Origin of the sequence: Vibrio clamense (assembly GCF_050337905.1) — a bacterium.
Classification (GTDB): domain Bacteria; phylum Pseudomonadota; class Gammaproteobacteria; order Enterobacterales; family Vibrionaceae; genus Vibrio; species Vibrio cortegadensis.
In genome coordinates, this window is sequence record NZ_JAKJTJ010000024.1 from 16,361 (window position 1) to 36,768 (window position 20,408).

At 42.8% G+C, this 20,408-nt stretch carries 18 protein-coding genes; all 18 read left to right on the plus strand.

Going from position 1 to position 20,408, the window contains the following annotated elements; translation table 11 throughout:
• The first annotated feature begins 3 nt into the window (after positions 1-3).
• The 18 genes from L4C39_RS12400 (at position 4) to L4C39_RS12485 (ending at position 20,280) form a co-directional block, all read left to right on the plus strand.
• Entirely contained in the window at positions 4-552 is a 549-nt protein-coding gene (locus L4C39_RS12400; RefSeq protein ID WP_017051191.1) for a single-stranded DNA-binding protein, read from the plus strand.
• A 195-nt stretch (positions 553-747) separates the two neighbouring features.
• A complete protein-coding gene (gene csrD / locus L4C39_RS12405) occupies positions 748-2,742 on the plus strand; it encodes an RNase E specificity factor CsrD (RefSeq protein ID WP_113799615.1) in 1,995 nt (664 codons plus the stop codon).
• 11 nt (positions 2,743-2,753) lie between these two features.
• Positions 2,754-4,196 carry an MSHA biogenesis protein MshI gene (locus L4C39_RS12410; RefSeq protein ID WP_429746182.1) on the plus strand — a complete coding sequence of 481 codons (1,443 nt, stop codon included), beginning with the start codon at positions 2,754-2,756 and terminating at the stop codon, positions 4,194-4,196.
• A 35-nt stretch (positions 4,197-4,231) separates the two neighbouring features.
• A complete protein-coding gene (locus L4C39_RS12415) occupies positions 4,232-4,852 on the plus strand; it encodes an MSHA biogenesis protein MshJ (RefSeq protein ID WP_429746359.1) in 621 nt (206 codons plus the stop codon).
• A complete protein-coding gene (locus L4C39_RS12420; RefSeq protein ID WP_113799608.1) occupies positions 4,845-5,171 on the plus strand; it encodes an MSHA biogenesis protein MshK in 327 nt (108 codons plus the stop codon). The genes L4C39_RS12415 and L4C39_RS12420 overlap by 8 nt, the downstream gene beginning before the upstream one ends.
• A gap of 35 nt (positions 5,172-5,206) precedes the next feature.
• On the plus strand, positions 5,207-6,856 hold the full coding sequence (gene mshL, locus L4C39_RS12425; protein ID WP_113799646.1) for a pilus (MSHA type) biogenesis protein MshL: 1,650 nt from the start codon (positions 5,207-5,209) through the stop codon (positions 6,854-6,856).
• 18 nt (positions 6,857-6,874) lie between these two features.
• Positions 6,875-7,720, plus strand: coding sequence for an ExeA family protein (locus L4C39_RS12430; protein WP_017051185.1), 846 nt, complete (start codon positions 6,875-6,877; stop codon positions 7,718-7,720).
• On the plus strand, positions 7,717-8,895 hold the full coding sequence (locus L4C39_RS12435; protein ID WP_171756252.1) for a tetratricopeptide repeat protein: 1,179 nt from the start codon (positions 7,717-7,719) through the stop codon (positions 8,893-8,895). Before L4C39_RS12430 ends, L4C39_RS12435 begins: the two co-directional genes overlap by 4 nt.
• The gene (gene mshE, locus L4C39_RS12440; RefSeq protein WP_017051183.1) at positions 8,885-10,609 is read left to right on the plus strand and encodes an MSHA fimbrial ATPase MshE; all 1,725 of its coding nucleotides are present in this window, start codon (positions 8,885-8,887) and stop codon (positions 10,607-10,609) included. The genes L4C39_RS12435 and mshE overlap by 11 nt, the downstream gene beginning before the upstream one ends.
• 8 nt (positions 10,610-10,617) lie before the next feature.
• The gene (locus tag L4C39_RS12445; protein WP_017051182.1) at positions 10,618-11,841 is read left to right on the plus strand and encodes a type II secretion system F family protein; all 1,224 of its coding nucleotides are present in this window, start codon (positions 10,618-10,620) and stop codon (positions 11,839-11,841) included.
• 1 nt (position 11,842) lies between these two features.
• Positions 11,843-12,301, plus strand: coding sequence for an MSHA biogenesis protein MshF (locus L4C39_RS12450; protein WP_113799599.1), 459 nt, complete (start codon positions 11,843-11,845; stop codon positions 12,299-12,301).
• Between the two features lie 79 nt (positions 12,302-12,380).
• On the plus strand, positions 12,381-12,956 hold the full coding sequence (locus L4C39_RS12455; protein WP_429746186.1) for a prepilin-type N-terminal cleavage/methylation domain-containing protein: 576 nt from the start codon (positions 12,381-12,383) through the stop codon (positions 12,954-12,956).
• Between the two features lie 35 nt (positions 12,957-12,991).
• On the plus strand, positions 12,992-13,459 hold the full coding sequence (locus L4C39_RS12460) for a type II secretion system protein (RefSeq protein WP_429746188.1): 468 nt from the start codon (positions 12,992-12,994) through the stop codon (positions 13,457-13,459).
• Positions 13,460-13,597: 138 nt separating this feature from the next.
• Positions 13,598-14,071 (plus strand): prepilin-type N-terminal cleavage/methylation domain-containing protein, encoded by a 474-nt coding sequence (locus L4C39_RS12465; protein WP_429746190.1) that lies wholly within the window; start codon positions 13,598-13,600, stop codon positions 14,069-14,071.
• On the plus strand, positions 14,068-14,655 hold the full coding sequence (locus L4C39_RS12470) for a type IV pilus modification PilV family protein (protein WP_017051177.1): 588 nt from the start codon (positions 14,068-14,070) through the stop codon (positions 14,653-14,655). The genes L4C39_RS12465 and L4C39_RS12470 overlap by 4 nt, the downstream gene beginning before the upstream one ends.
• On the plus strand, positions 14,655-15,383 hold the full coding sequence (locus L4C39_RS12475; RefSeq protein WP_429746193.1) for a PilW family protein: 729 nt from the start codon (positions 14,655-14,657) through the stop codon (positions 15,381-15,383). Before L4C39_RS12470 ends, L4C39_RS12475 begins: the two co-directional genes overlap by 1 nt.
• Positions 15,373-15,804, plus strand: a complete 432-nt coding sequence (locus L4C39_RS12480; protein ID WP_371730196.1) for an MSHA biogenesis protein MshP — start codon at positions 15,373-15,375, stop codon at positions 15,802-15,804. The genes L4C39_RS12475 and L4C39_RS12480 overlap by 11 nt, the downstream gene beginning before the upstream one ends.
• A gap of 6 nt (positions 15,805-15,810) precedes the next feature.
• Positions 15,811-20,280 (plus strand): DUF6701 domain-containing protein, encoded by a 4,470-nt coding sequence (locus L4C39_RS12485; protein WP_429746195.1) that lies wholly within the window; start codon positions 15,811-15,813, stop codon positions 20,278-20,280.
• Positions 20,281-20,408: the final 128 nt, after the last annotated feature.

A 20,408-nucleotide genomic window follows, 5' to 3' on the forward strand; every position in this document is an offset into this window, starting at 1 on the left:
AACATGGCCAGCCGTGGAGTAAACAAAGTAATCTTAGTGGGCAACCTAGGTAATGACCCTGAAATTCGTTATATGCCAAATGGTAGTGCAGTAGCGAATATCACCATTGCAACGTCTGAATCATGGCGTGATAAAGCAACAGGCGAGCCGCGTGAAAAAACAGAATGGCACCGTGTTGCATTATTTGGAAAGCTTGCGGAAGTAGCAGGTGAGTACTTACGTAAAGGCTCACAGGTTTACATTGAAGGTCAATTACAGACTCGTAAATGGCAAGATCAAAGTGGACAAGACCGCTACACAACAGAAGTAGTTGTACAGGGCTTTAACGGCGTAATGCAAATGCTTGGTGGCCGTGGTCAAGGTGGCGCTCCTGCACAAGGTGGTCAGCAACAACAAGGTGGATGGGGACAGCCTCAGCAACCTCAACAACAGGCACCGCAGCAGCAAGCTCCACAAGCACAACAGCAACGTGCACCGCAGCAAGCGCCACAACAAGCTCAGCCTCAGTACAATGAGCCACCAATGGATTTCGATGACGACATTCCGTTCTAAACAGAACGGACGCTAAATCGTATTAGATAAAGTGGGTTCACCTGCATTTATGAAATAAAAAACCGCGCATGTCGCGGTTTTTTTCATTTTCTAGAGAGTTAGCGAATTCTGTTTCTAATTCATCGTTTACAATATTATTAAGATAATTATTTGTGTGGATTGATAATAAGTGAATAAAACAGGGATTCTGTATTCATGAGGTATACCCCTACTCTCAAGTTAAGTACTCGCTTAGTTGCTTTTGTGACGGTCATTGTGATCAGCGCAATGTTCATCCTGTTTATTGGTGGCACATTATCATTTAAACGTATTGGTCAGGATTATCTTAATCACTACCTTGAAGGTATTGTTGAGGTTGTAGATAAAGAGATGGAATCACCCGATGCTGCATATTCAATGCAGGGGTGGATGCCCAAAATGTTACAAGCATCTAATATTGTCGAGATGCAACTCTCCTCTTCTGCTGGTGTTGTTTACCGCTTTCGGGATACCTCCCCACAAGTCGCCGCCGATCGCCTCCATGAGCGTACATTTCAGTTGAAACGAAGCCCCGGTTATAGCATTACCTTTAAAGCGCTTCCTCCGTATCTTGGTCATAGTTATTCATTTGAAGCGATGTGGTCGATTACCTTAGCGGTGGGATTAGTTATATTTTGTCTGATCCGTGGCGTTCATTGGCTGAAAGCGCAGTTAGTAGGATCAGAGTTATTAGAAGAGAGAGGGCGAATGATCCTTGCGGGTCGTGTGGAAGAGCACGCAAAAGGTGACCATAAAGAGTGGCCTTATACTGCAAGCGAAGCTCTGGATGTTTTAATTGAAGAGTTGCAAGATGCTCGGCAAGAGCGCAGTCGTTTTGATACCTTTATTCGAACTCAAACCTTTTTAGACAAACTGACTGGAACGGCAAATAGAGTACTTTTTGACAGTAAGTTAGAATCAGCACTGCACGAGAGTGGCGCTCGTGGCGGGGTGCTACTCATTCGCATCGAGGAGTGGGAGCAGGTACTTGAAGAGAACGAAAAAGAGGTATGTGATAATTTTATTATTGACGTCGGTAACGTACTTTCAAATATTGTCCAGCGTTTCCCTGATGTTATATTTTCTCGTTATTACGATGCTGATTTTGCCATATTAATTCCGCAAAAAGGTCTGAAAGAGATCTCCGTTGTTGCATCGCAGTGTATTCGTCAGCTAGAAAAAATTACACCACCAGAGCCATTAGAAACTGAAAACTGGTGTCATATTGGCGTGTCTATGTACGTCGACGGTGAGCGACATAGCCAGATTATGGATGAAGCGGAAACCGCATTAAAAGGTGCTCAACTGCAACGAATTAATAACTGGAGTCGCTTTAAAAAGCAAACTCAGGTTGAAGAAGAGAGAGGAAGTGTTCGTTGGAGAACCCTGTTTGACAAAGCTTTGTTGCCTGAAAATCTTCATTTATTTAAGCAAGCTTGCTTTTTAAAATCAGATTCCGGTAAGCAGGAGTTGCTGCATCATGAAATTTATTCCCGTATCACCGATCCTGAAAAAGGGATAATTAAGACCTCTCGTTTTATTGCTGCAATCGAATTAGTGGGCTATGAACAGCAAATGGATCAAGCAGTTATTACCTCAATAGTCAATTTTTTGAAAGCGTCAAAGGACCCAGTATGCTACTCTATTAACCTGAATGTAGTTCCATTTTCAAATAAACAGTATTTCAAGTGGTTTAGATATGAGCTATTACAACTCCCGACAGAGTTACGAAGTTCATTGAGTTTTGAGTTTGCAGAAGGTCGGCTCGTAAAGCATTTAGATTATATGAGACCAGTTGTTAAAATGTTATCTGGTTTAGGGTGTAAAATCATCGTCGGCCAAGCGGGTCGAACGATTGTAAGCACTCACTATATTAAAGATCTCAATGTCGATTACCTTAAACTACATCGAAGCCTTATCAAGAAAATAGATCAAAGACATGAAAACCAACTCTTCGTTAGAAGTATGATTGGCGCTTGTGCTGACACCAATGCTCAAGTTATTGCCGTTGGCGTCGAAAATAAACAAGAGTGGCAAACATTAGGTGAGCTAGGTGTGCATGGATTACAAGGACGCTATGTTGGTGTTGAAGAGTCTTTAATGCCCGCTAAAAGCGTTAAAAATGACACGACAGTTAAACCTGGTAGACGAAATCGTTGGCGACAGAAGTAACAGTATTCGATATGAAATTAAAGTCCTTATTAGAAAAATTTAGACCTGCTGCAGTTAATGAAAATCAGCTCTTTGCTGTCATTCAACCTGATGCAATTTATTTCTCAGCAGGCTCAAGCTCTGCCGCATCAGCGATCATCCCAATTGAAGGTTCAAATTGGGAAGGGGCATTTGAAAAAGCGCTTAAGCAAGTTGAGTTATCTGATGCCCCATTAAATGTGGTACTTAATGCGAATCACTATCAAACCTATCAAATAGAAAAACCAGAACTTCCTAAAGAAGAGTGGCCTGTTGCACTGCCATTTTTATTGAAAGAGCTTATCACTGAGCGAGTTACAGATATTGTAACGGATGCCATTGCTCTACCGACTGGCAACAAAGTGCAAGCTTATGTGTTGTCTAAAAAGTTACTGGACCGCTTGCTTGCATTGATTAACGCAGCAGGAGGAACGCTCAATGCGGTACTCCCTGAAGATGAATTATGGGGACACTCTGCGGGTGAGCTAGAAAACTTCATGCTTTTGCAGCGAAGTAAAAAAGGCAACTTTAAGATAGGTGCTTTTGTTAATCAGACGGTCTGTTTCCAGCGAACGATTCGAAGTGTGGCTCCGACATTAACGGGAGCGGCTTCTAGTTCTCTTCAACTTGACGGTTTAGCTTTAGAGTTACAGCGTTCGATTGACTACTTGTCATCACAGCTGAAAGGTACTCAGCTCCATCAGTTAAAAGTATGTTGTGATGATGAAGATGAGGAGGAGCTTGCTCGAGAACTTAATGATCGCTTAAGTGCTAAGGTTTCTCGCCTTTTTGAGGGAGAACAAGAGCTATCTGGCCACATCATTGAGCGCATTGCAACTCAGCTAAAAGGGTTCTCTGTAAACCTTTATCCAACTCACCTCAAGCCGAAAAAAGAGTATTTCAGCCTTGCTAACGTTGTCGGAACTTGGTGTGTTATCTCCGCTATTATGCTTGGAACATATGGCTACTATCGCTATGAAATCTCAACGTTGGAAGTTGAACTCGCTCAACAGCAGCAGCAAGCCGCGCAACTCAATAAACAAACCACTGAGCTTAAGAAGAAGCTTGAGCGTCATGTGCCGACACCCGAAAAAATCGCGGCTATTAATCGTTTAAAAGCTGAAATTTCTGCGAAACAAAGTTCTCTATCTGCGGTTGGAGAGTATGACCAATCGCAACAAGTTGGATACTCAGGAGTGATGAGCTCACTGGCAACATTAGGTCGCCGAGATATATCACTAAGTCATATTACCATTAATGCTAACACCCTAGATTTAAAAGGTGTCGCAAGAAATGCCAGCGTGATTCCAAACTGGATCAGTCAGTTCAAACATGAATTGAATTTGGTTGGACGTACCTTTGATAAACTTAAAATTGGTAGAAACGAACAAGATATTGTGACATTTGAATTGCATACTCGTGGAGGCACTAAATAGTGAAGCAACAATGGCTACTCCTAAACGATAAATTCATGGCGTTAAGCTCGCGTGAAAAGTGGTTGATTTTACTGTGTGGCGCGGTGGGTTTCTTCTTTGTGTTTCTGACTTTCCTAGTGGAACCTAGCCTCCAAGATTATAATAATTCAAAAAATCAGCTACGCCAGATAAAGCAAAACAATCAACTTGCTGAGAGTGAGTTAATGGTTTTAACTGCGAAATTAAGTAAAGATCCGGATCAAGATATTGATAAAGAATATCAAAGCTTAATTGTTCAAAGTCAGGAGCTCTCTCTTCAATTATCTGAAATTATAGAAAGCTTAGTTGCGCCAAGCCAAATGTCTCATTTATTGGAAAGTGTTTTAGTGAGTGGTAAAGATCTTAAGCTAATCTCGCTGGAATCACTAAATGCAGAACCAATTGTCAAAAATAACGATCAAAGTGAAGGCCATTACTCTGGCTACTTTGTACATCCTGTTCGGATAGAACTGACAGGAAACTATTTTGCGATAGAAAAGTATCTAAATGCTCTAGAAAACTTACCCGTAAAATATTACTGGAGACACTTTAACTACTCTGTAGAGAAGTACCCAGAAGCTCGTTTGATCTTAGAAGTTTACACATTGGGGACTAGGCAGGAGTTTATCGGTGGTTAAATCTATCATTGTATGTCTTATGGGCATTTCATTATCTGCTTTTGCTGCTCAAGATCCAACGGCTCCACTTGGTTGGATGGCACCAGCAGATAAGGTTGTTAAGAAAAAGAGGGTGCTCACATATCGTTTACCGACACTTCAAAGTATTGTGTGTAAAGATGAGGCTCCATGCTATGCCATCCTTAATGATCAAGTGGTCACTCAAGGAAATACAATTCGTGGTTACCGAGTGAAGCAGGTAAATGCAGAAGATGTCACTCTTCAACGTGGTAGCAAAACTTGGAAGTTAGAACTTTTCTCTCTAAATATTAAGCACTAAATATGAATCAGAACAAAAAAGGTTTGAGTGAGAATATGCGAAAAATCGTATTAGGAATTGTAGTGGCATCATTGGCTGGCTGTTCAATGGGGCATAGAGATCCTGTTGAAGTGAAACAAGCGCTGAATGAAGCGATTAATGAATCCAATAGTCGCAATTTGGAAGAGTTGCCTGATTCTGTTCAAGATGACCTCATGCCTGATCTGAATAACTCAGCGTTAGCGATTGGCGGACCAGTAAAACGTTTCCGAATTCAAGCTGATAATGTTGATGCCAAGGCCTTTTTTACTAGTTTAGTTAAGGGGACAGAGTTTAGTGCTGCTATTCACCCTAGCGTTAATGGCCGAATCACGGTAAACCTGACTGATGTCACACTGGATGAAGTGTTAAACGTTGTTCGCGATATGTATGGCTATGATGTTGAAAAGCAAGGCAAGGTACTTCAAGTATTTCCTGCTGGCCTGCGTTCAGTGACGATCCCTGTGGATTACTTGCAAATGAAACGTGCGGGTAGTTCATTAACTTCAATAAAAACAGGTTCAATTACTGAGAATGGCTCAAGTTCTTCTGGCAGTTCTTCTGATTCATCAAGCTCAGATTCATCAAGTTCAAGCTCAACAACAAGTGGTGGAACTGAAATTGAAACCACAAGTGAAAGCGATTTTTGGCCTCAGCTGGAAAAAGCCGTAGCTCAATTAATCGGTTCAGGTGACGGGCAAAGCGTGGTTGTTACACCGCAAGCCAGTGTGATCACCGTTCGCGCTTACCCTGATGAAATTCGTGAAGTGAGACAGTTCCTAAATATTTCACAACAGCGTTTGCACCGTCAGGTTATTCTGGAAACTAAAGTTCTAGAAGTCACGTTAAGTGATGGGTATCAGCAAGGTATCAACTGGAATAAGATGTTCTCTTCAAACGGGACAAATTACAGTATTGGTACCGGAACGATTACTAAGAATGCGGCCGGTTCAATTGTTCCTGGTGCTTTACCTGGTTTAGATTCTATTGGTTCTTTGTTAGGTGGGCAGTCAAACATTGTCGTTTCTAGCGGTAGCTTCGAAGCTGTATTGAGCTTTATGGATACTCAGGGTGATTTGAATGTGCTTTCTAGCCCGCGAGTCACGGCGGCTAATAATCAAAAAGCGGTGATCAAAGTCGGTACCGATCAATACTATGTGACCGAACTTTCGAGTAATGCGGGCAGTGGTGAGAACTCTCAGGCAGTACCTGAAGTCACGTTGACGCCATTCTTTTCTGGCATATCTTTAGATGTAACGCCGCAGATTGATGATAAAGGCAATGTGCTACTGCATGTACACCCCGCGGTTATAGATGTGGAAGAGGAAAATAAAGTGCTTAACCTCGGTGGCGACTTTAACGATATTCTTCTGCCGCTAGCAAAAAGTTCAATTCGTGAGTCAGATTCAGTGATCCGTGCTCGTGATGGTGATGTTGTGGTTATCGGCGGTTTAATGAAATCAGCCACTGTCGATCAAGTCTCGCAAGTTCCATTCTTAGGTGATATTCCAGCTCTTGGTCACCTATTTCGCAACACATCAAAAATTTCTAGAAAAACAGAGTTAGTGATCTTATTGAAACCGACAGTCGTCGGTGTTAATTCTTGGCAGAAAGAGCTAGAGCGTTCACGCGATTTACTTCAAGAATGGTTCCCTGACGAAGAATAACCCCTGTGTGGAGATATTATGTATCAGGCGCACTTTGGTTTTAGTTGTCAGCCATTTAGCCTAACCCCAAATACTGACCTGTTTTATGGTTTAGCACCTCACTATGAGGCGATTCAAACTGTAATATCGGCAGTCCAGATGGGGGAAGGTGTCATTAAGGTGACAGGTGAAGTCGGAACGGGAAAAACCATGGTTTGCCGCATGCTAGTCAATCATTTGCAAGAGCATGTGGCATTAATTTATTTACCTAATCCTATTCTGACTGGTAGTGAATTGCGTCAAGCGGTCGCAAAAGAGTTAGGGCTAGAGAAAGTGCCTGATGCCACTATCGTTGATGAAATCCAAACTAAATTGATAGATATTCACTCCAGCGGTCGTCGCGCGGTTGCGATTATAGATGAAGCTCAAGCACTGACTGATGAAACTCTTGAAACATTACGTTTGTTTGGCAATTTAGAAACCGAACAGAAAAAGCTACTGCAGTTGATCTTACTTGGACAACCTGAATTCGATGACCGATTATCTCAACATCACCTGAGGCAGTTTAGGCAACGAATTTCATTCAGTGCAAAACTTCGACCTCTTTCGCTTGATGAAACGGTCGCTTATATCGATCATCGTTTAGAAAAGTCATCAGGCAGTACATCGCTATTTAGCTTAAATCAAAAAAAAGCGGTTTGGCACTCTACTGGTGGTATTCCAAGATTAATTAATCAAATCTGCCATAAAGCGCTCATCTTGGCTTGTTGTGATCAAAGTAGTTCAACACAGAACCACCACCTATTTTCGGCGATGCATGACACCTTCGATGTGCTTAAGCCTAAGTTTAAAAACCCATTGATTTGGGGCTGGAGTAAATCATGAGTGCAATGAACAATGCGCTGTCAGAGTTAGCGAATAAAGACCAATCACTATCGGCTCCTATTGAGAAGGCTCAAGTCAATAAAGTGAAGTCGAGATCGCCTATTGTTTGGGTTGCGTTAGGCTTCTCTCTAAGCTTAGCGGTCGGTGGATGGGCGGTATCTCAGCAATCCGATATGATTGTGACTTCCGAAAATACGGTTAATCTGCGTGACGACTCTAAATCAGGGAAAGAGAGTGATATTCGCACATTAGCTGAAAAAAAAGTGGCTGATAAAAAAGAGTCTGATTTCACGCCTGTGACGCCAGAAAAAACGATTCAAGCTGTGACCATTTTCGAACCCGTCAATGACGAGAAAAAGAAATCGGTGAGCGTTTCATCTCAAAAGCCTATTCATGTCGCAAAAATTAATCAGCCTCAATCAGTAGAGAGTCAGTCGGCAAAGGTTCAGCTGGTAAATAGCCAAATAGCTGAGCGTAAGTCATCTCAACCGACTCGTGCTGTTAAAGCTAATGAGTCAACGAAAGAAACCAATGTGAAAACCGCCCCAACATCGGCAATGGTAGTGGAGCAAGTTGAGCTTACTCCTGAAGCTTTGGCTCAAAATGCGCTGAGTCGTGCTAAAAAATCGCTAGACAGTAACGATATGAATGGGGCTTTGAGTAACTATTCCGAAGTATTGCGCTATACGCCAAAAAATGAAGTTGCTCGTCAAAAATTAGCGGCCCTATATTACGGTAAAGGTGATGCGCGTAAAGCGTATGATATACTTCAGTATGGAATAAAATTGTCACCGGATAGTGAAGATCTACGTCTAGGGCTGAGTAAGTTGCTGATTAAAGAGAAACAGCCTGACGTGGCATTAAGCCCGCTGATTCATTTACCACCAAACCCTAGTATTCGCTATCTTGCAATGCGCGCAGCGTTAGGGCAAAAGTCTAAGCAAAGTGAAGTTACTTTAGAAAGCTATCAACAGCTTGTCGGCCTTGACCCTGAAAATGGTCGCTGGTGGTTAGGCTTGGCGATTCAACAAGAACGCAATATGGATTTTGACTCAGCGTTTAATTCATATCAACAAGCATTATCTCTTATTGGAATTTCAAAACAGTCTCAAAATTTTGTTCGTGATCGCATGAAAGTTCTGCGCACAATACAGGAGTCAACAAGTGCAAATTAAGTTAAGAAAAAGACTCGGTGACTTACTCGTTGAAGAGGGGATCATTACCGAGCAACAAGTTGAGCAAGCTCTGTCAGCGCAGCGAAGCACAGGTCAAAAGCTGGGTGATACATTAATCGAACTTGGTTTCTTATCTGAACAGCAGATGTTGATGTTCCTATCGCAACAGCTTGATTTACCGCTCATTGATTTGAGTCGAGCCGCGGTTGATATTGATGCAGTTCAATTACTACCAGAAGTGCATGCTCGACGATTACGTGCACTTGTTATTGGCCGAAACCAAGATACTTTACGGATTGCGATGAGTGATCCTGCGGATTTGTTTGCCCAAGAATCACTATTAGACCAACTTGGTCAGTATGGGCTGGAATTTGTCATAGCACCTGAAAGGCAGTTAGTTGAAGGCTTTGATCGCTACTATCGCCGAACAAAAGATATCGCATCCTTTGCCGAACAACTTCAAGCTGAGCACCAAGTTAATGAAGCCTTTGATTTTGATATCGGAGATGAAGACAGTGATGAAGTTACGGTTGTTAAACTAATTAACTCGCTGTTTGAAGATGCGATTCAAGTTGGGGCGTCAGATATACACATTGAGCCAGACTCTAACGTACTGCGCCTGCGTCAACGTATTGATGGTGTGCTCCATGAAACTTTATTAAATGAAGTGAATATCGCATCAGCGTTGGTGCTTCGTTTAAAACTGATGGCGAACTTAGATATTTCGGAGAAACGATTACCACAAGATGGCCGTTTTAATATCCGAGTGAAAGGCCAATCGGTAGATATCCGTATGTCGACGATGCCCGTTCAGTATGGTGAATCAGTGGTAATGCGTTTGCTTAACCAAACCTCTGGTTTACGTAAGTTAGAGGAGTCTGGTTTACCTGCCGATCTTCTGGCTCGTTTGCGGGATCAACTGCGTCGGCCACATGGCATGATTTTAGTAACAGGCCCGACGGGTTCAGGTAAAACGACAACGTTATATGGCGCACTGTCTGAGCTGAATGTTCCAGGCAAGAAAATCATTACAGCCGAAGATCCGGTTGAATATCGTCTTCCGAGGATCAACCAAGTTCAAGTGAACAGTAAGATCAATTTGAACTTCTCTACCGTACTTCGAACTTTTTTACGTCAAGATCCCGATATCATTCTAATTGGTGAGATGCGTGACCACGAGACGGTTGAAATTGGTCTGCGAGCGGCTTTAACCGGTCACTTAGTGCTGAGCACGCTCCATACCAATGATGCGATTGATAGCGCCTTGCGTATGATGGATATGGGGGCTCCGGGTTACCTTGTTGCCAGTGCGGTTCGTGCTGTTGTTGCACAACGTTTGATCAGAAAAGTGTGCCCAGACTGCAAAGTAGACGACCAAATTGATGAGGCAAGAAAGCAGTGGCTCAGCGTCCGTTTTCCTAACCAAGTTGAACAGACGTTTACCAAAGGTCGTGGCTGTCAAAACTGTAACCTGACAGGCTACCGTGGTCGTATTGGTGTTTTTGAAATGCTTGAGTTAGAGCAACATATGATGGATAGCTTACGCTCAAGCGATGCGGTTGCTTTCTCTAAAGCGGCACGAGCTTCTAAAAACTATAAACCTTTACTCGCCTCTGCTATGGAGTTGGCGATAGAAGGTACAGTCAGCCTTGATGAAGTCATGAACCTTGGTGAAGGTGACGCATCAGGTATGGCTGATGCTATCTTGATTTAGGAAAAAATATGGCTACATATCGTTATCAAGGTCGAAACTTAGATGGGAGTAAAGCCTCAGGTAAAGTTGACGCATCAACAGAAGAGCTTGCGGCGGATGTTTTGATGAATAAAGGGGTCATCCCTACATCGATCCAACCAGCTAAAGAGGGGGGCGGCTCCCTTAATGTTGATCTCTCTGTGCTTATGGGAAAGCCGGTTCCATTAGAAGTTTTAGTGATCTTTTGTCGTCAGCTGTATAGCTTAACCAAAGCAGGGGTTCCACTCCTACGTTCCATGAAGGGACTAAGCCAAAACTGTTCCAATAAACAGTTACAAGATGCGCTTGAAGAGGTGACCGCAGAACTGACCAATGGGCGTGGTTTATCGGCTTCAATGCAGATGCACCCGAAAGTGTTTAGTTCACTGTTTGTCTCTATGGTTAACGTTGGTGAGAATACCGGTCGTTTAGACCAAGCTTTGCTTCAACTTGCAGGCTATTACGAGCAAGAAGTAGAGACTCGGAAAAGAATTAAAACAGCGATGCGTTATCCTACGTTTGTTATCAGCTTCATTATGGTGGCGCTGTTTATATTGAACGTGAAAGTGATCCCACAATTTACCAGCATGTTCAGTAAATTCGGTGTTGAACTGCCTTTGCCGACGCGAATTCTTATCGGCATGTCCGACTTTTTTGTGAACTATTGGGGGGCGATGATTGGTCTGCTGCTTGGAATGATCTTTGCTTTTAAAACTTGGGTGAATACCGATAGTGGCCGAGAGCGATGGGACCGAATGCGCTTAAAAACCCCTGTCGTTGGTGGTGTGATTAATCGGGCACAACTGTCTCGTTTTTCACGTACCTTCGCCTTGATGTTGCAAGCAGGTGTACCTCTAAATCAATCTTTAGCCTTAGCGGCAGAAGCCTTGGGTAATCGATATTTAGAGCTCAGAATTCTAGAAATGAAAGCAGCAATTGAAGCGGGTAGTACCATCTCTTCGACAGCCATTAATTCAGGGATTTTTACACCACTGGTTATTCAAATGGTGAGCGTAGGCGAAGAAACAGGTCGTATTGATGAGCTATTGTTAGAAGTAGCAGATTTTTATGATCGCGAAGTTGATTATGATTTAAAAACATTAACCGCCAGAATCGAACCTATTCTCTTAGTGGTTGTTGCTGGCATGGTGTTAGTGCTTGCTCTTGGTATCTTCCTGCCAATGTGGGGAATGCTTGACGTGGTGAAAGGTTAGCATGACCAATAATGAACAACGGTCTCGATTTGTGATTTGGCTATTGGCCATTATCATTATCGTGATGAGTTTTTTGATTGCTTGGAAGCCTGTAGAAGAAGAAGCAGAAAATACCGCCCTATTTTTGGCAAGCAAACGAATACTCGAAAGGGCGAATTACTATAAACAAGAGTGGCTACTAAAAGGGCAACTCGAAAAGTTAACCATTAATCGTCATGAGCTTACGTTTAGCGAGTCTGGTTGGGCATTGCCTATTCAGAATGGAAAACTTGATTGTGCTTATTGGTTAGACTTGCTTTATCCGGAACAACAATTGCTTGGGATAGATGACGCAGAAAGTAATATTTATAAAGAACAGAATGGTTACCGCTGCCAATATCGCTATGTGAGTAACATGAGTATTATCCTACAGCTAAAAAATGAACGCTTTAGTGTGAATGTCGAATTTTTGTCATTATGATTTTTTGACTCCAAGCCGATGTTCATCCTTAATTGAACGATGTATAATATGCAATACCGATAACAGAAGTGAGTTAAAAATGTACAAGAAACAGATGGGTTTCTCTTTAGTTGAATTAGTGGTTGTTATTGTTGTTGTCGGTCTGCTAGCAGCCGCAGCTTTACCTCGTTTTCTCGATGTGACAGATGAAGCAAAAAAAGCCAGCATTGAGGGCATTGCGGGCGGCTTTGCCACTGGTGTCCTTTCTGCTCGTGCGCAATGGGAAGCGGAAGCTCGCCCATCTGCAACCATTGGCAATGAACGCTATAATACTGTCGATTATGACGGCGTTGATTTTTGGCTAACACGTTCAAAAAGCAACAGCGGAGTGAGCACCGATTTTCGTGATGGATACCCTTATGGTATTAACACGGATTCTAGTACTTACCCAACAAGCGTGGATGATCAAGCTTGTGTTGATTTAATGGAAAATCTTTTGCAGAATCCGCCAAAGGTAGCGAAATCAAGCACTGCGGCTAGTGATTCAAATAATAAATACTCAGCAAAGGCTGATAATACGAATTCGACGTGCACTTACACCCAATTAGAGGGCAGTACAGCGCACAATTTTATGTACGAAATTAAAACTGGTCGTGTGACCGTAACTTTGCAGTAGCCCTGCAACTTTAACCAACATAGAGAGAAGTAACTATGAAAAAACAAGGCGGTTTCACCCTAATTGAATTAGTGGTTGTAATTGTAATTCTAGGCATTTTAGCGGTAACCGCTGCGCCACGTTTCTTGAACCTGCAAGACGATGCTCGTAATTCAACGCTTGAAGGCCTAAAAGGAGCAATTCAAGGTGCTGCTGGTATCGTTTATGGTAAATCAGCAATAGATGGTAAAGAAAGTGTATCATCGGCAACCGTAACTATTCCTACTGGTAATGTTGATACAGCTTTTGGTTACCCGAAAGCGACTAGCACCGCTATTTCAAATACTGTTTCAGGTATTGATGGCAGTGATTTTGAATTTATTAAAGTTATTTCTGGTACTCCTCCTAAAGCAACATTTGGTATTCCAAACTACACTAGCAACTGTGTTGAATATACCGAGGCAGAAAGTGCGACAGTAGTAGCAACGGTTAACGTTGTTTCTGGTGCAAACTGTACAAAGTAGTAAATAACATTTGAGAAAGACCAGCCTCGGCTGGTTTTTTTTTGCCTTCTCAAAATTCGACACAAAGTGCTGTATAGCGCTCACATCGTTATCGCTTTCCTATATACTAGTCAGTAGGTTACTTCAAAAGGCTGAGTTATGCGTGGGAATCGATTGGGGTTTACATTGATTGAACTTATCGTGGTGATTATTCTGATCGGGATAGTTTCCTCTTATGCCGCCAGTCGTTATGTTGGGGTCGGTAGTTTTTCAACTTATGCCGCGCAAGAACAAGCCATTTCAATTATTCGTCAATTGCAGGTATATCGCATGCAATCGAATGTCAGCTCCGCAAATACAAGTTTTCAACTTACCGCTAGTGATGGCTGTATTGGCTCGACTGAAGGGTGCGCTGCTGCAAGCTCACCAGCAGAAGCCAATGAACGAGGTGACGTTATGCGTATTGATGGCGTTACTGTCACTTCAACCACTTCCCCTATTGATTTTGATCTGCTTGGAAATCCGTTAAATGCTGCAAGTGCAGGAGTCTCAATTAACCTAACAAACGGCAGTGAAACCACCTCCGTATGTATTAATAGCCAAGGTTATGTGAGAAGAGGGGCGTGTTTATGAGTGTTATGCTTAAGTCTCATCAACGCGGAATGACGCTCATTGAGAGCATTATTGCCATTGTGATCCTTGGCATTGCAATGGTGAGTTTAACCAGCCTGTTATTTCCTAACATTCGTGATTCAGCCGCCCCTCACTATCAAACTCGTGCGATTGCGTTAGGGCAAAGCTTTATGAGTCAAATCCTCGCCCGTAATTTTGATCATAATAGTGATTATGACGGGGGCGTTCGCCGTTGTGATGGTTCTGGTAGTGAAGGATTAACATGTACAACAACATTGGGGAGTGATACTGGCGAAACAAATGCTGGAAACTTCAATGATGTTGATGACTACATTGGATGCTGGTATACCGATAACACTCAAGCCGACTGTATCTCGTCTACAACACATCCATTAGCTGATGTTTTTGGTAGTTCAGTGAATAGTGATTACCCCAATTTCCGTGTTGAAGTTGATGCTTTCTATGACGCCAATATGGATGGTAACAACGATGGCGGCATTGGTGTTTTAAAACGAATCGAGATATCCGTGACTGCTGGGCAGTATGGCAGTTATCCACTCGTTGCCTATAAGGGGAACTACTGATGAAAAATCGTGGTTTTACTCTTATCGAAATGGTACTGACGATGGTGGTCGGTGGGATCATTGTACTTGGCATTGCTGGCTTTGTTGAGTTAGGTACCAAAGGTTATGCCGACTCGATTGATCGCCAAAGAATGCAAACTCAAGCTCAGTTTGTGATTGAAAAGCTTTCTCGAGAATTTCGTCATGCAGTGCCTAACTCGTTTGAAGTACCTACAACGATTGCTGATCTAAAATGCCTCTCTTTTTACCCGATTAAGTATTCCGGTTTTTATGCCAAAATTGGCGATGATATTCAGTTTCTAATTGGTAATTCTGACCTTGCAGCAAACCATACCTTAACTGAAAATTTGCGTCTAGCAATCAACCCTACTCGTCGAGCGGACCTGTTTGGCGAAAATACGTCTATTGATGTCTCAGGCCAAACCGCGACAGATAACATCTATACTCTAGCGGGTGCGACAGCTACATTGAACAGCTCTTCAATTAGTAATCGCTTCTATATTGTTGATACCAATGAGCGTGTAAATTACTGCATGTCACTCACCGGACGTTCTATTGTTCGTAATGGCGTACAAGTGTCTGATAATGTAGAGTTTAATCAAAGTGGCTTTAGCTATAAAGAGCCGACATTACAGCGTGGCGGGTTAGTTTATATCGATTTATTGTTCGAACAAGATGGTGAGCAGAGTGCTTACAAACAAGATGTGCAGGTGCTCAATGTCCCATAAAAAATCAAGACAGTCAGGTAGCGTATTAGTGGTCGCTATTTTTGTGATCGTTGTGATGGGTTTTCTCGCCTCTTCACTGACGCGCGTGAATTGGTCCAACAGTGATAATCAAACCCGTGAGCATCTCGGCACCCAAGCGTGGTTGCTGGCTCATTCGGCTAATGAATGGGCGTTGACTCAGTTGTACCCAATACCATTGCCATCAGTTTCTAATGCTGTGAGCGCCGCATGTTCTGGGTTGAATGTGCCTTCTGCCGTGAGTGATGATGGTATGGCAACAATTTGCAAAGTGAACAGTATAGCGTGCACACTTGAAGGCGAACTCGATAACGTTAAGTTTTACAAATTAAAGGCTATTACAAAGTGTGGTAGTGGAAAGCTACAAGTTCAGCGTTCGCAAGAAGTTTGGGTTAAGGAGTAGATGTGTATGCAACCGATAACAAAAAAGCTAATGAGAATTTTTTGCTTATTGATAGGTTTATTCTTTCAGGTTTCCGTATTTGCTGGCGCATGTTTAACCCCCGGTAGCCACCATGATCTAGATGCTCGGAATGGCTTCTGTTTTGTTTTTAATATTGAATCAGACGGCTCAAATAGAGCAAGAATAGAGCGTTCTCAGCCATGGTGGGATGTTGAGTATTTCCCTATCTGGACAGATGATAATTCTTATAGTGGTTACTCTCAGCAAATATTTGAACCAAGTTTTGTAAACGACGGTATCAAGCGACAGTTTGAAATCAAGTTTGAGCGAACCTCCAACTGGAATGCCCGCTTTATTGTTGGGACATTAACTTATTCAATCAACGGGAAGGTAAAGGAAGTCAACAATAGCTTTAGCTTGTCGGATGCTATTGGTGTTGATAAATTTAATCCGACAATGAGCTTGAACCTCGTTGGGGATCAGTTTGTGAGTAGCGGAGATTATTGTGTCTCTTCAGGGGCTTGTAATGCTTTACCTTTACCACCTCCCCCGACTCCTCCAATCAACACTAGCCCTAAATTTGAGTTTGGTACAATTGACTCATCAGCCTGTACGCTCAACTCTTTGGCTGGAAGCAAGCACGATCACAATGGCGATGGCAGCAATGACCACGATAATGCGACAGTTACCTGCGTACTGACATTTGATAAAACCTATACAGGTGAAACGCCATTGGTTTTTGTGATGCCGACGATTGATGCATCATTATCAAACAAAGATACAAAAACCACGGAGTATCCATCTACTCTTCGAGTACATGATGTCACAAATTCTCAAGCTGTTATCTCTCAAAAAATAGCGCCCCATAGGAAAGCAAGTTCATCGGTCAATTTTGTTCCTGCACCCATGCAGAATATAGATTACTTTGTAATTGAACCCGGGGTTCTCGATTTAAGTAATGGTTCGCGAATCGTTGCGGGTAGTGTGAATACAAATACTGCTTGTGGCAAAAAGAACGGCTGTAACAAAAAACTAATTAACTATACCGACTATGGAGCCCCTAACCCTTTCTCGGGGAGCGCGTCAGAGAATCCCGGAGTTTTAGTTGAGATCCAAACTCTAAATAACAAATTTGCGGACGGTGAACCTCGCTGGATCACTGGTGCGGCTGAGAGTGTCACAAAAAATTCGTTTAATTTGTTTCTTGAGCGTTCAGAAGTAGGCTCAAATAGCGATATCTCCAGTGATGAAAAAGTGGCGTTTGTTGCGGGTCTTGGTCAAGGCTATGTCTCAGGGTTAAAGTTTTGGTTAGGGAGTGCGACGACGTTAAATACCACAGGGTTTACTGAAAAAGTGGTGCAACCCATCGTTGATGGCTGTGCAATTTATACGAATTTTCCAGACACCACTTCTTTTGACTCGGTACCAACATTAGTGGGAACTAAAAACTCACGCGATGGTAATGACGGTGGGTGGTTACGCCGATGTGACGTAAAAAAAGATAAAGTTGCCTTTATTGTTGAAGAAGATATGGAAGATGTAGAACGAAGGCATAAACAAGAAGTCGCTTCATTCTTCATGTTTGAGAAGCCACCAGCTCAAGCTGTATGTAATCTATTTCCTTCTCCAGCCCAAACATGGAATGGCAACTCATCAGCGTCTCTATTGTTAGATAATAACGCGAAAATAATTGGCGCTCCGGTGACGAGTGGTAATCGTAATGTTGGATTTTATCAGGCGGATATTACCGGAACCAACCAGGGCATAGCTTGTGATGGAAAGGCCTGCGTTGGCTCATCAGGGCTTATGGTTGAAAAGCCTGAATTAGAGAGTTTTCAAATTCCAACCAATCCAGCTCTCGAAAATATCTCACTGTGGGATGAACCCTCACCTCGCGTCTTTAAAAATAATGAAGTCATTGGCTCACTCGCTGTTGGTCGCGGCTCAAAAGCCATTTTTAAATCCGGTGTCTATTGGGTTAAAAAAATCGATATCAATAATGGTGGGGTGATAGAAATACCGGATGGGGAAGAGGTACTTATTCATGTACAGCAACTCAATTTAAGTAGCCGAATTGAAAGGGATGCAAGTCCGAGTAAATTTGAAGAGACAGGTTCGGGCTCACTACAGGTATTTGTGCACTCATATACAGGTAGTCAGGTCGACTTTAACTCCCGCACTGAATTTACAGGGCTGCTATATAGTGAAGTTGCAGTGTCATTAAGTAACGAAGCGACGGTTAATGGTGCGGTTACCGCTCGTTCAATAGACATGCATAACGATGCTCAAATTATCGCAACGGACAATAAGTGCTTCAAACCGTTTGATGACTACAAAGTTACAATGACGCCAGATACAGATATTGCGCTAATGTGTGATGATGTGCCCGTGTTTACCATTAACACTACCAACAATGATGAAACCGAAAGCCTTCCTGTCACCGTTGAGGTTGATCCCAATGCTAATCGATTTAATGTGACGGCAGAGCCTGGTTTTGGTTCTGGCAGTTACCCAAACTTCACATCAAACAGTTCTGGCGTTCTTAAATTAAAAGTGACACCGAAAAATACGAGTAATATTAGCTTGTCGACGAATTATAACTTAAACGTGACGATGGTCGATGATACGAGTCAGAGCGTTCAAAGTCAGTTTACGTTCGTGCCATTTAAGTTTGAAGTACCAGAGCAAGAGGTTATCGCGGGTAAAGATAATGTCGTGACTACGACAGTTCTTGCTTGCAGTGATACTGGTAAAACCAAAGTTGAAACGTATAGTGGGACACCAAGCATTAGCTATGAAGTTAAAAAACCGGATCCAACTATCGCGAAGAAAGGTGTGTTGACTTATGCGCCAGTCTTTACTTCTGGAGATAAAGGGGCCCGGGAAGATACGCTTAAGATATCGGAATCAGGGGAGTTCTTGGTCACGCTGACAGATGATAAATTTGACTGTACCGGATTATCAGGTTGCCCAATCGATGGCGGTGGCAAATTGACGGGTAGCTTTACTATTAAATCGCGCCCTTGGAAGATTGCGATTTGTGATGTTAAAGCGTCTCTTGCTGGTGGAACTACAAAAAATAACCCAGGCGCGACAATTGAAGCGAACGGTGCATTTATTCCGTCTGGCGATCTATTTAATGCGTCTCTCAAGCCTGTCGTCTATTCTGATAGCAGCGGTGTTGATGAATGTACACTAGCGACAACATTTAACTATTTTACGGATACAAAAGGGCACTCCGCGCCATATGCGGCCTCTTTTGAGGTTGCCTATCCGAGTGGTGGAGTATTAGCTAACTTAGCGGCGCCTTTAATTGGCGAGTTTGCATCTACAGATAAAAATAGCACGAATGACCGAATGAAGACTCTGGAACTGCGTTGGAACGAAGTTGGCACATTGAAGATGAAGTCTAATGCACATTATCAGTCTACATCTTTAGTGGAAGACGAAGAGAGTATTGGCCGCTTCTATCCCGATTACTTCAATATCACTCAATCGACTTGGACTGCTCCTGATCAGCAAGGTGGGTCTACTTATATGGGGCAACCTTTCCAGTCAGTCGCTTTTGAGGTTAAAGCCTATAACAGTACTGGCGATGAAACGAAGAACTACGGTAGTTTCGATGAAGTATTGAAAGCCAGTTTTTACCTTCGAGGAGATAAATCTGATCGGGTGAGTATTTTAGACTCAGAGCTAGACGCCAGTCATTGGGGTAATAAAACAGGTATATGGAGTCGCTCATGGACTGATGCTAAGTGGAATCGAATTGGAGCGGGAGCCAAAATTACCACACCAGATGGTCCATACAATTCAACATGGGTAGGAGATGTGAAGACCACCACTGAACTTAGTTTGTCATTAGACAGCTCAGGAGATGGAAACAGCAATCATACAGATCCAACGTTATTTAAGGTTACAGGTACAGATGGGACGATATCTAAAGCGGCCAGTCAGTTGTTAGCAGCACAACCCGATGTGCGTTATGGCCGGATGAGATTGCAAGATGTAGGTGGAAATCAGGGTTACTCGGTAAGGGTTCCACTCAGCATTGAATATTGGCGAGCAGGGAGCTTTGTTCTCAATGCTAAAGATAGCAATAGTCGTTTCGATACGAGTAATAATATGCAGTGTAACCATATTGAATGGTCTGAGATTACCCCTGCAGTCAGTGATGCTAAGTTAGCGAATACACTAAACCCTGTTTCTGATGATGGTAGTGTAGATAAGGGGGAGTCATTAAGTATCTACGCGAGGCAAGCGACCAGTCGCCGAGAGCAAGTCCGTTTGTTCTTGCGTCAAGGTAGTATAGCGAATCCTGATGGTGTAACTTGCAGTTGGTCTACGGGTATTCAACCTTGGTTAATTTACAATTGGCGAAATAAAGGTGATGAAGATCCATCTGCCGTTGTTACTTTCGGCATCAATCGTGGTAATGACCGGATTATTTTCCGCAATGAACCTGGGTTGACTAACTAATAGAGGGGGGTTAGGTAGGATAAAAGTTTAGATTTACCTATCTAAGTTAGGAATCTGTAAGAAAATGCGGGTTTCTGTCCATGTTTATACTTCAATGCCTTGCTGTGATGGCAAGGCATTGGTACATT

Bases quoted from the DNA above. Each gene is read 5' to 3' on its own strand.
- L4C39_RS12400 (WP_017051191.1), top strand. From the start codon at position 4: ATGGCCAGCCGTGGAGTAAACAAAGTAATCTTAGTGGGCAACCTAGGT.
- csrD (WP_113799615.1), top strand. From the start codon at position 748: ATGAGGTATACCCCTACTCTCAAGTTAAGTACTCGCTTAGTTGCTTTT.
- L4C39_RS12410 (WP_429746182.1), top strand. From the start codon at position 2,754: ATGAAATTAAAGTCCTTATTAGAAAAATTTAGACCTGCTGCAGTTAAT.
- L4C39_RS12415 (WP_429746359.1), top strand. From the start codon at position 4,232: ATGGCGTTAAGCTCGCGTGAAAAGTGGTTGATTTTACTGTGTGGCGCG.
- mshL (WP_113799646.1), top strand. From the start codon at position 5,207: ATGCGAAAAATCGTATTAGGAATTGTAGTGGCATCATTGGCTGGCTGT.
- L4C39_RS12430 (WP_017051185.1), top strand. From the start codon at position 6,875: ATGTATCAGGCGCACTTTGGTTTTAGTTGTCAGCCATTTAGCCTAACC.
- L4C39_RS12435 (WP_171756252.1), top strand. From the start codon at position 7,717: ATGAGTGCAATGAACAATGCGCTGTCAGAGTTAGCGAATAAAGACCAA.
- L4C39_RS12445 (WP_017051182.1), top strand. From the start codon at position 10,618: ATGGCTACATATCGTTATCAAGGTCGAAACTTAGATGGGAGTAAAGCC.
- L4C39_RS12450 (WP_113799599.1), top strand. From the start codon at position 11,843: ATGACCAATAATGAACAACGGTCTCGATTTGTGATTTGGCTATTGGCC.
- L4C39_RS12455 (WP_429746186.1), top strand. From the start codon at position 12,381: ATGTACAAGAAACAGATGGGTTTCTCTTTAGTTGAATTAGTGGTTGTT.
- L4C39_RS12460 (WP_429746188.1), top strand. From the start codon at position 12,992: ATGAAAAAACAAGGCGGTTTCACCCTAATTGAATTAGTGGTTGTAATT.
- L4C39_RS12465 (WP_429746190.1), top strand. From the start codon at position 13,598: ATGCGTGGGAATCGATTGGGGTTTACATTGATTGAACTTATCGTGGTG.
- L4C39_RS12470 (WP_017051177.1), top strand. From the start codon at position 14,068: ATGAGTGTTATGCTTAAGTCTCATCAACGCGGAATGACGCTCATTGAG.
- L4C39_RS12475 (WP_429746193.1), top strand. From the start codon at position 14,655: ATGAAAAATCGTGGTTTTACTCTTATCGAAATGGTACTGACGATGGTG.
- L4C39_RS12480 (WP_371730196.1), top strand. From the start codon at position 15,373: ATGTCCCATAAAAAATCAAGACAGTCAGGTAGCGTATTAGTGGTCGCT.
- L4C39_RS12485 (WP_429746195.1), top strand. From the start codon at position 15,811: ATGCAACCGATAACAAAAAAGCTAATGAGAATTTTTTGCTTATTGATA.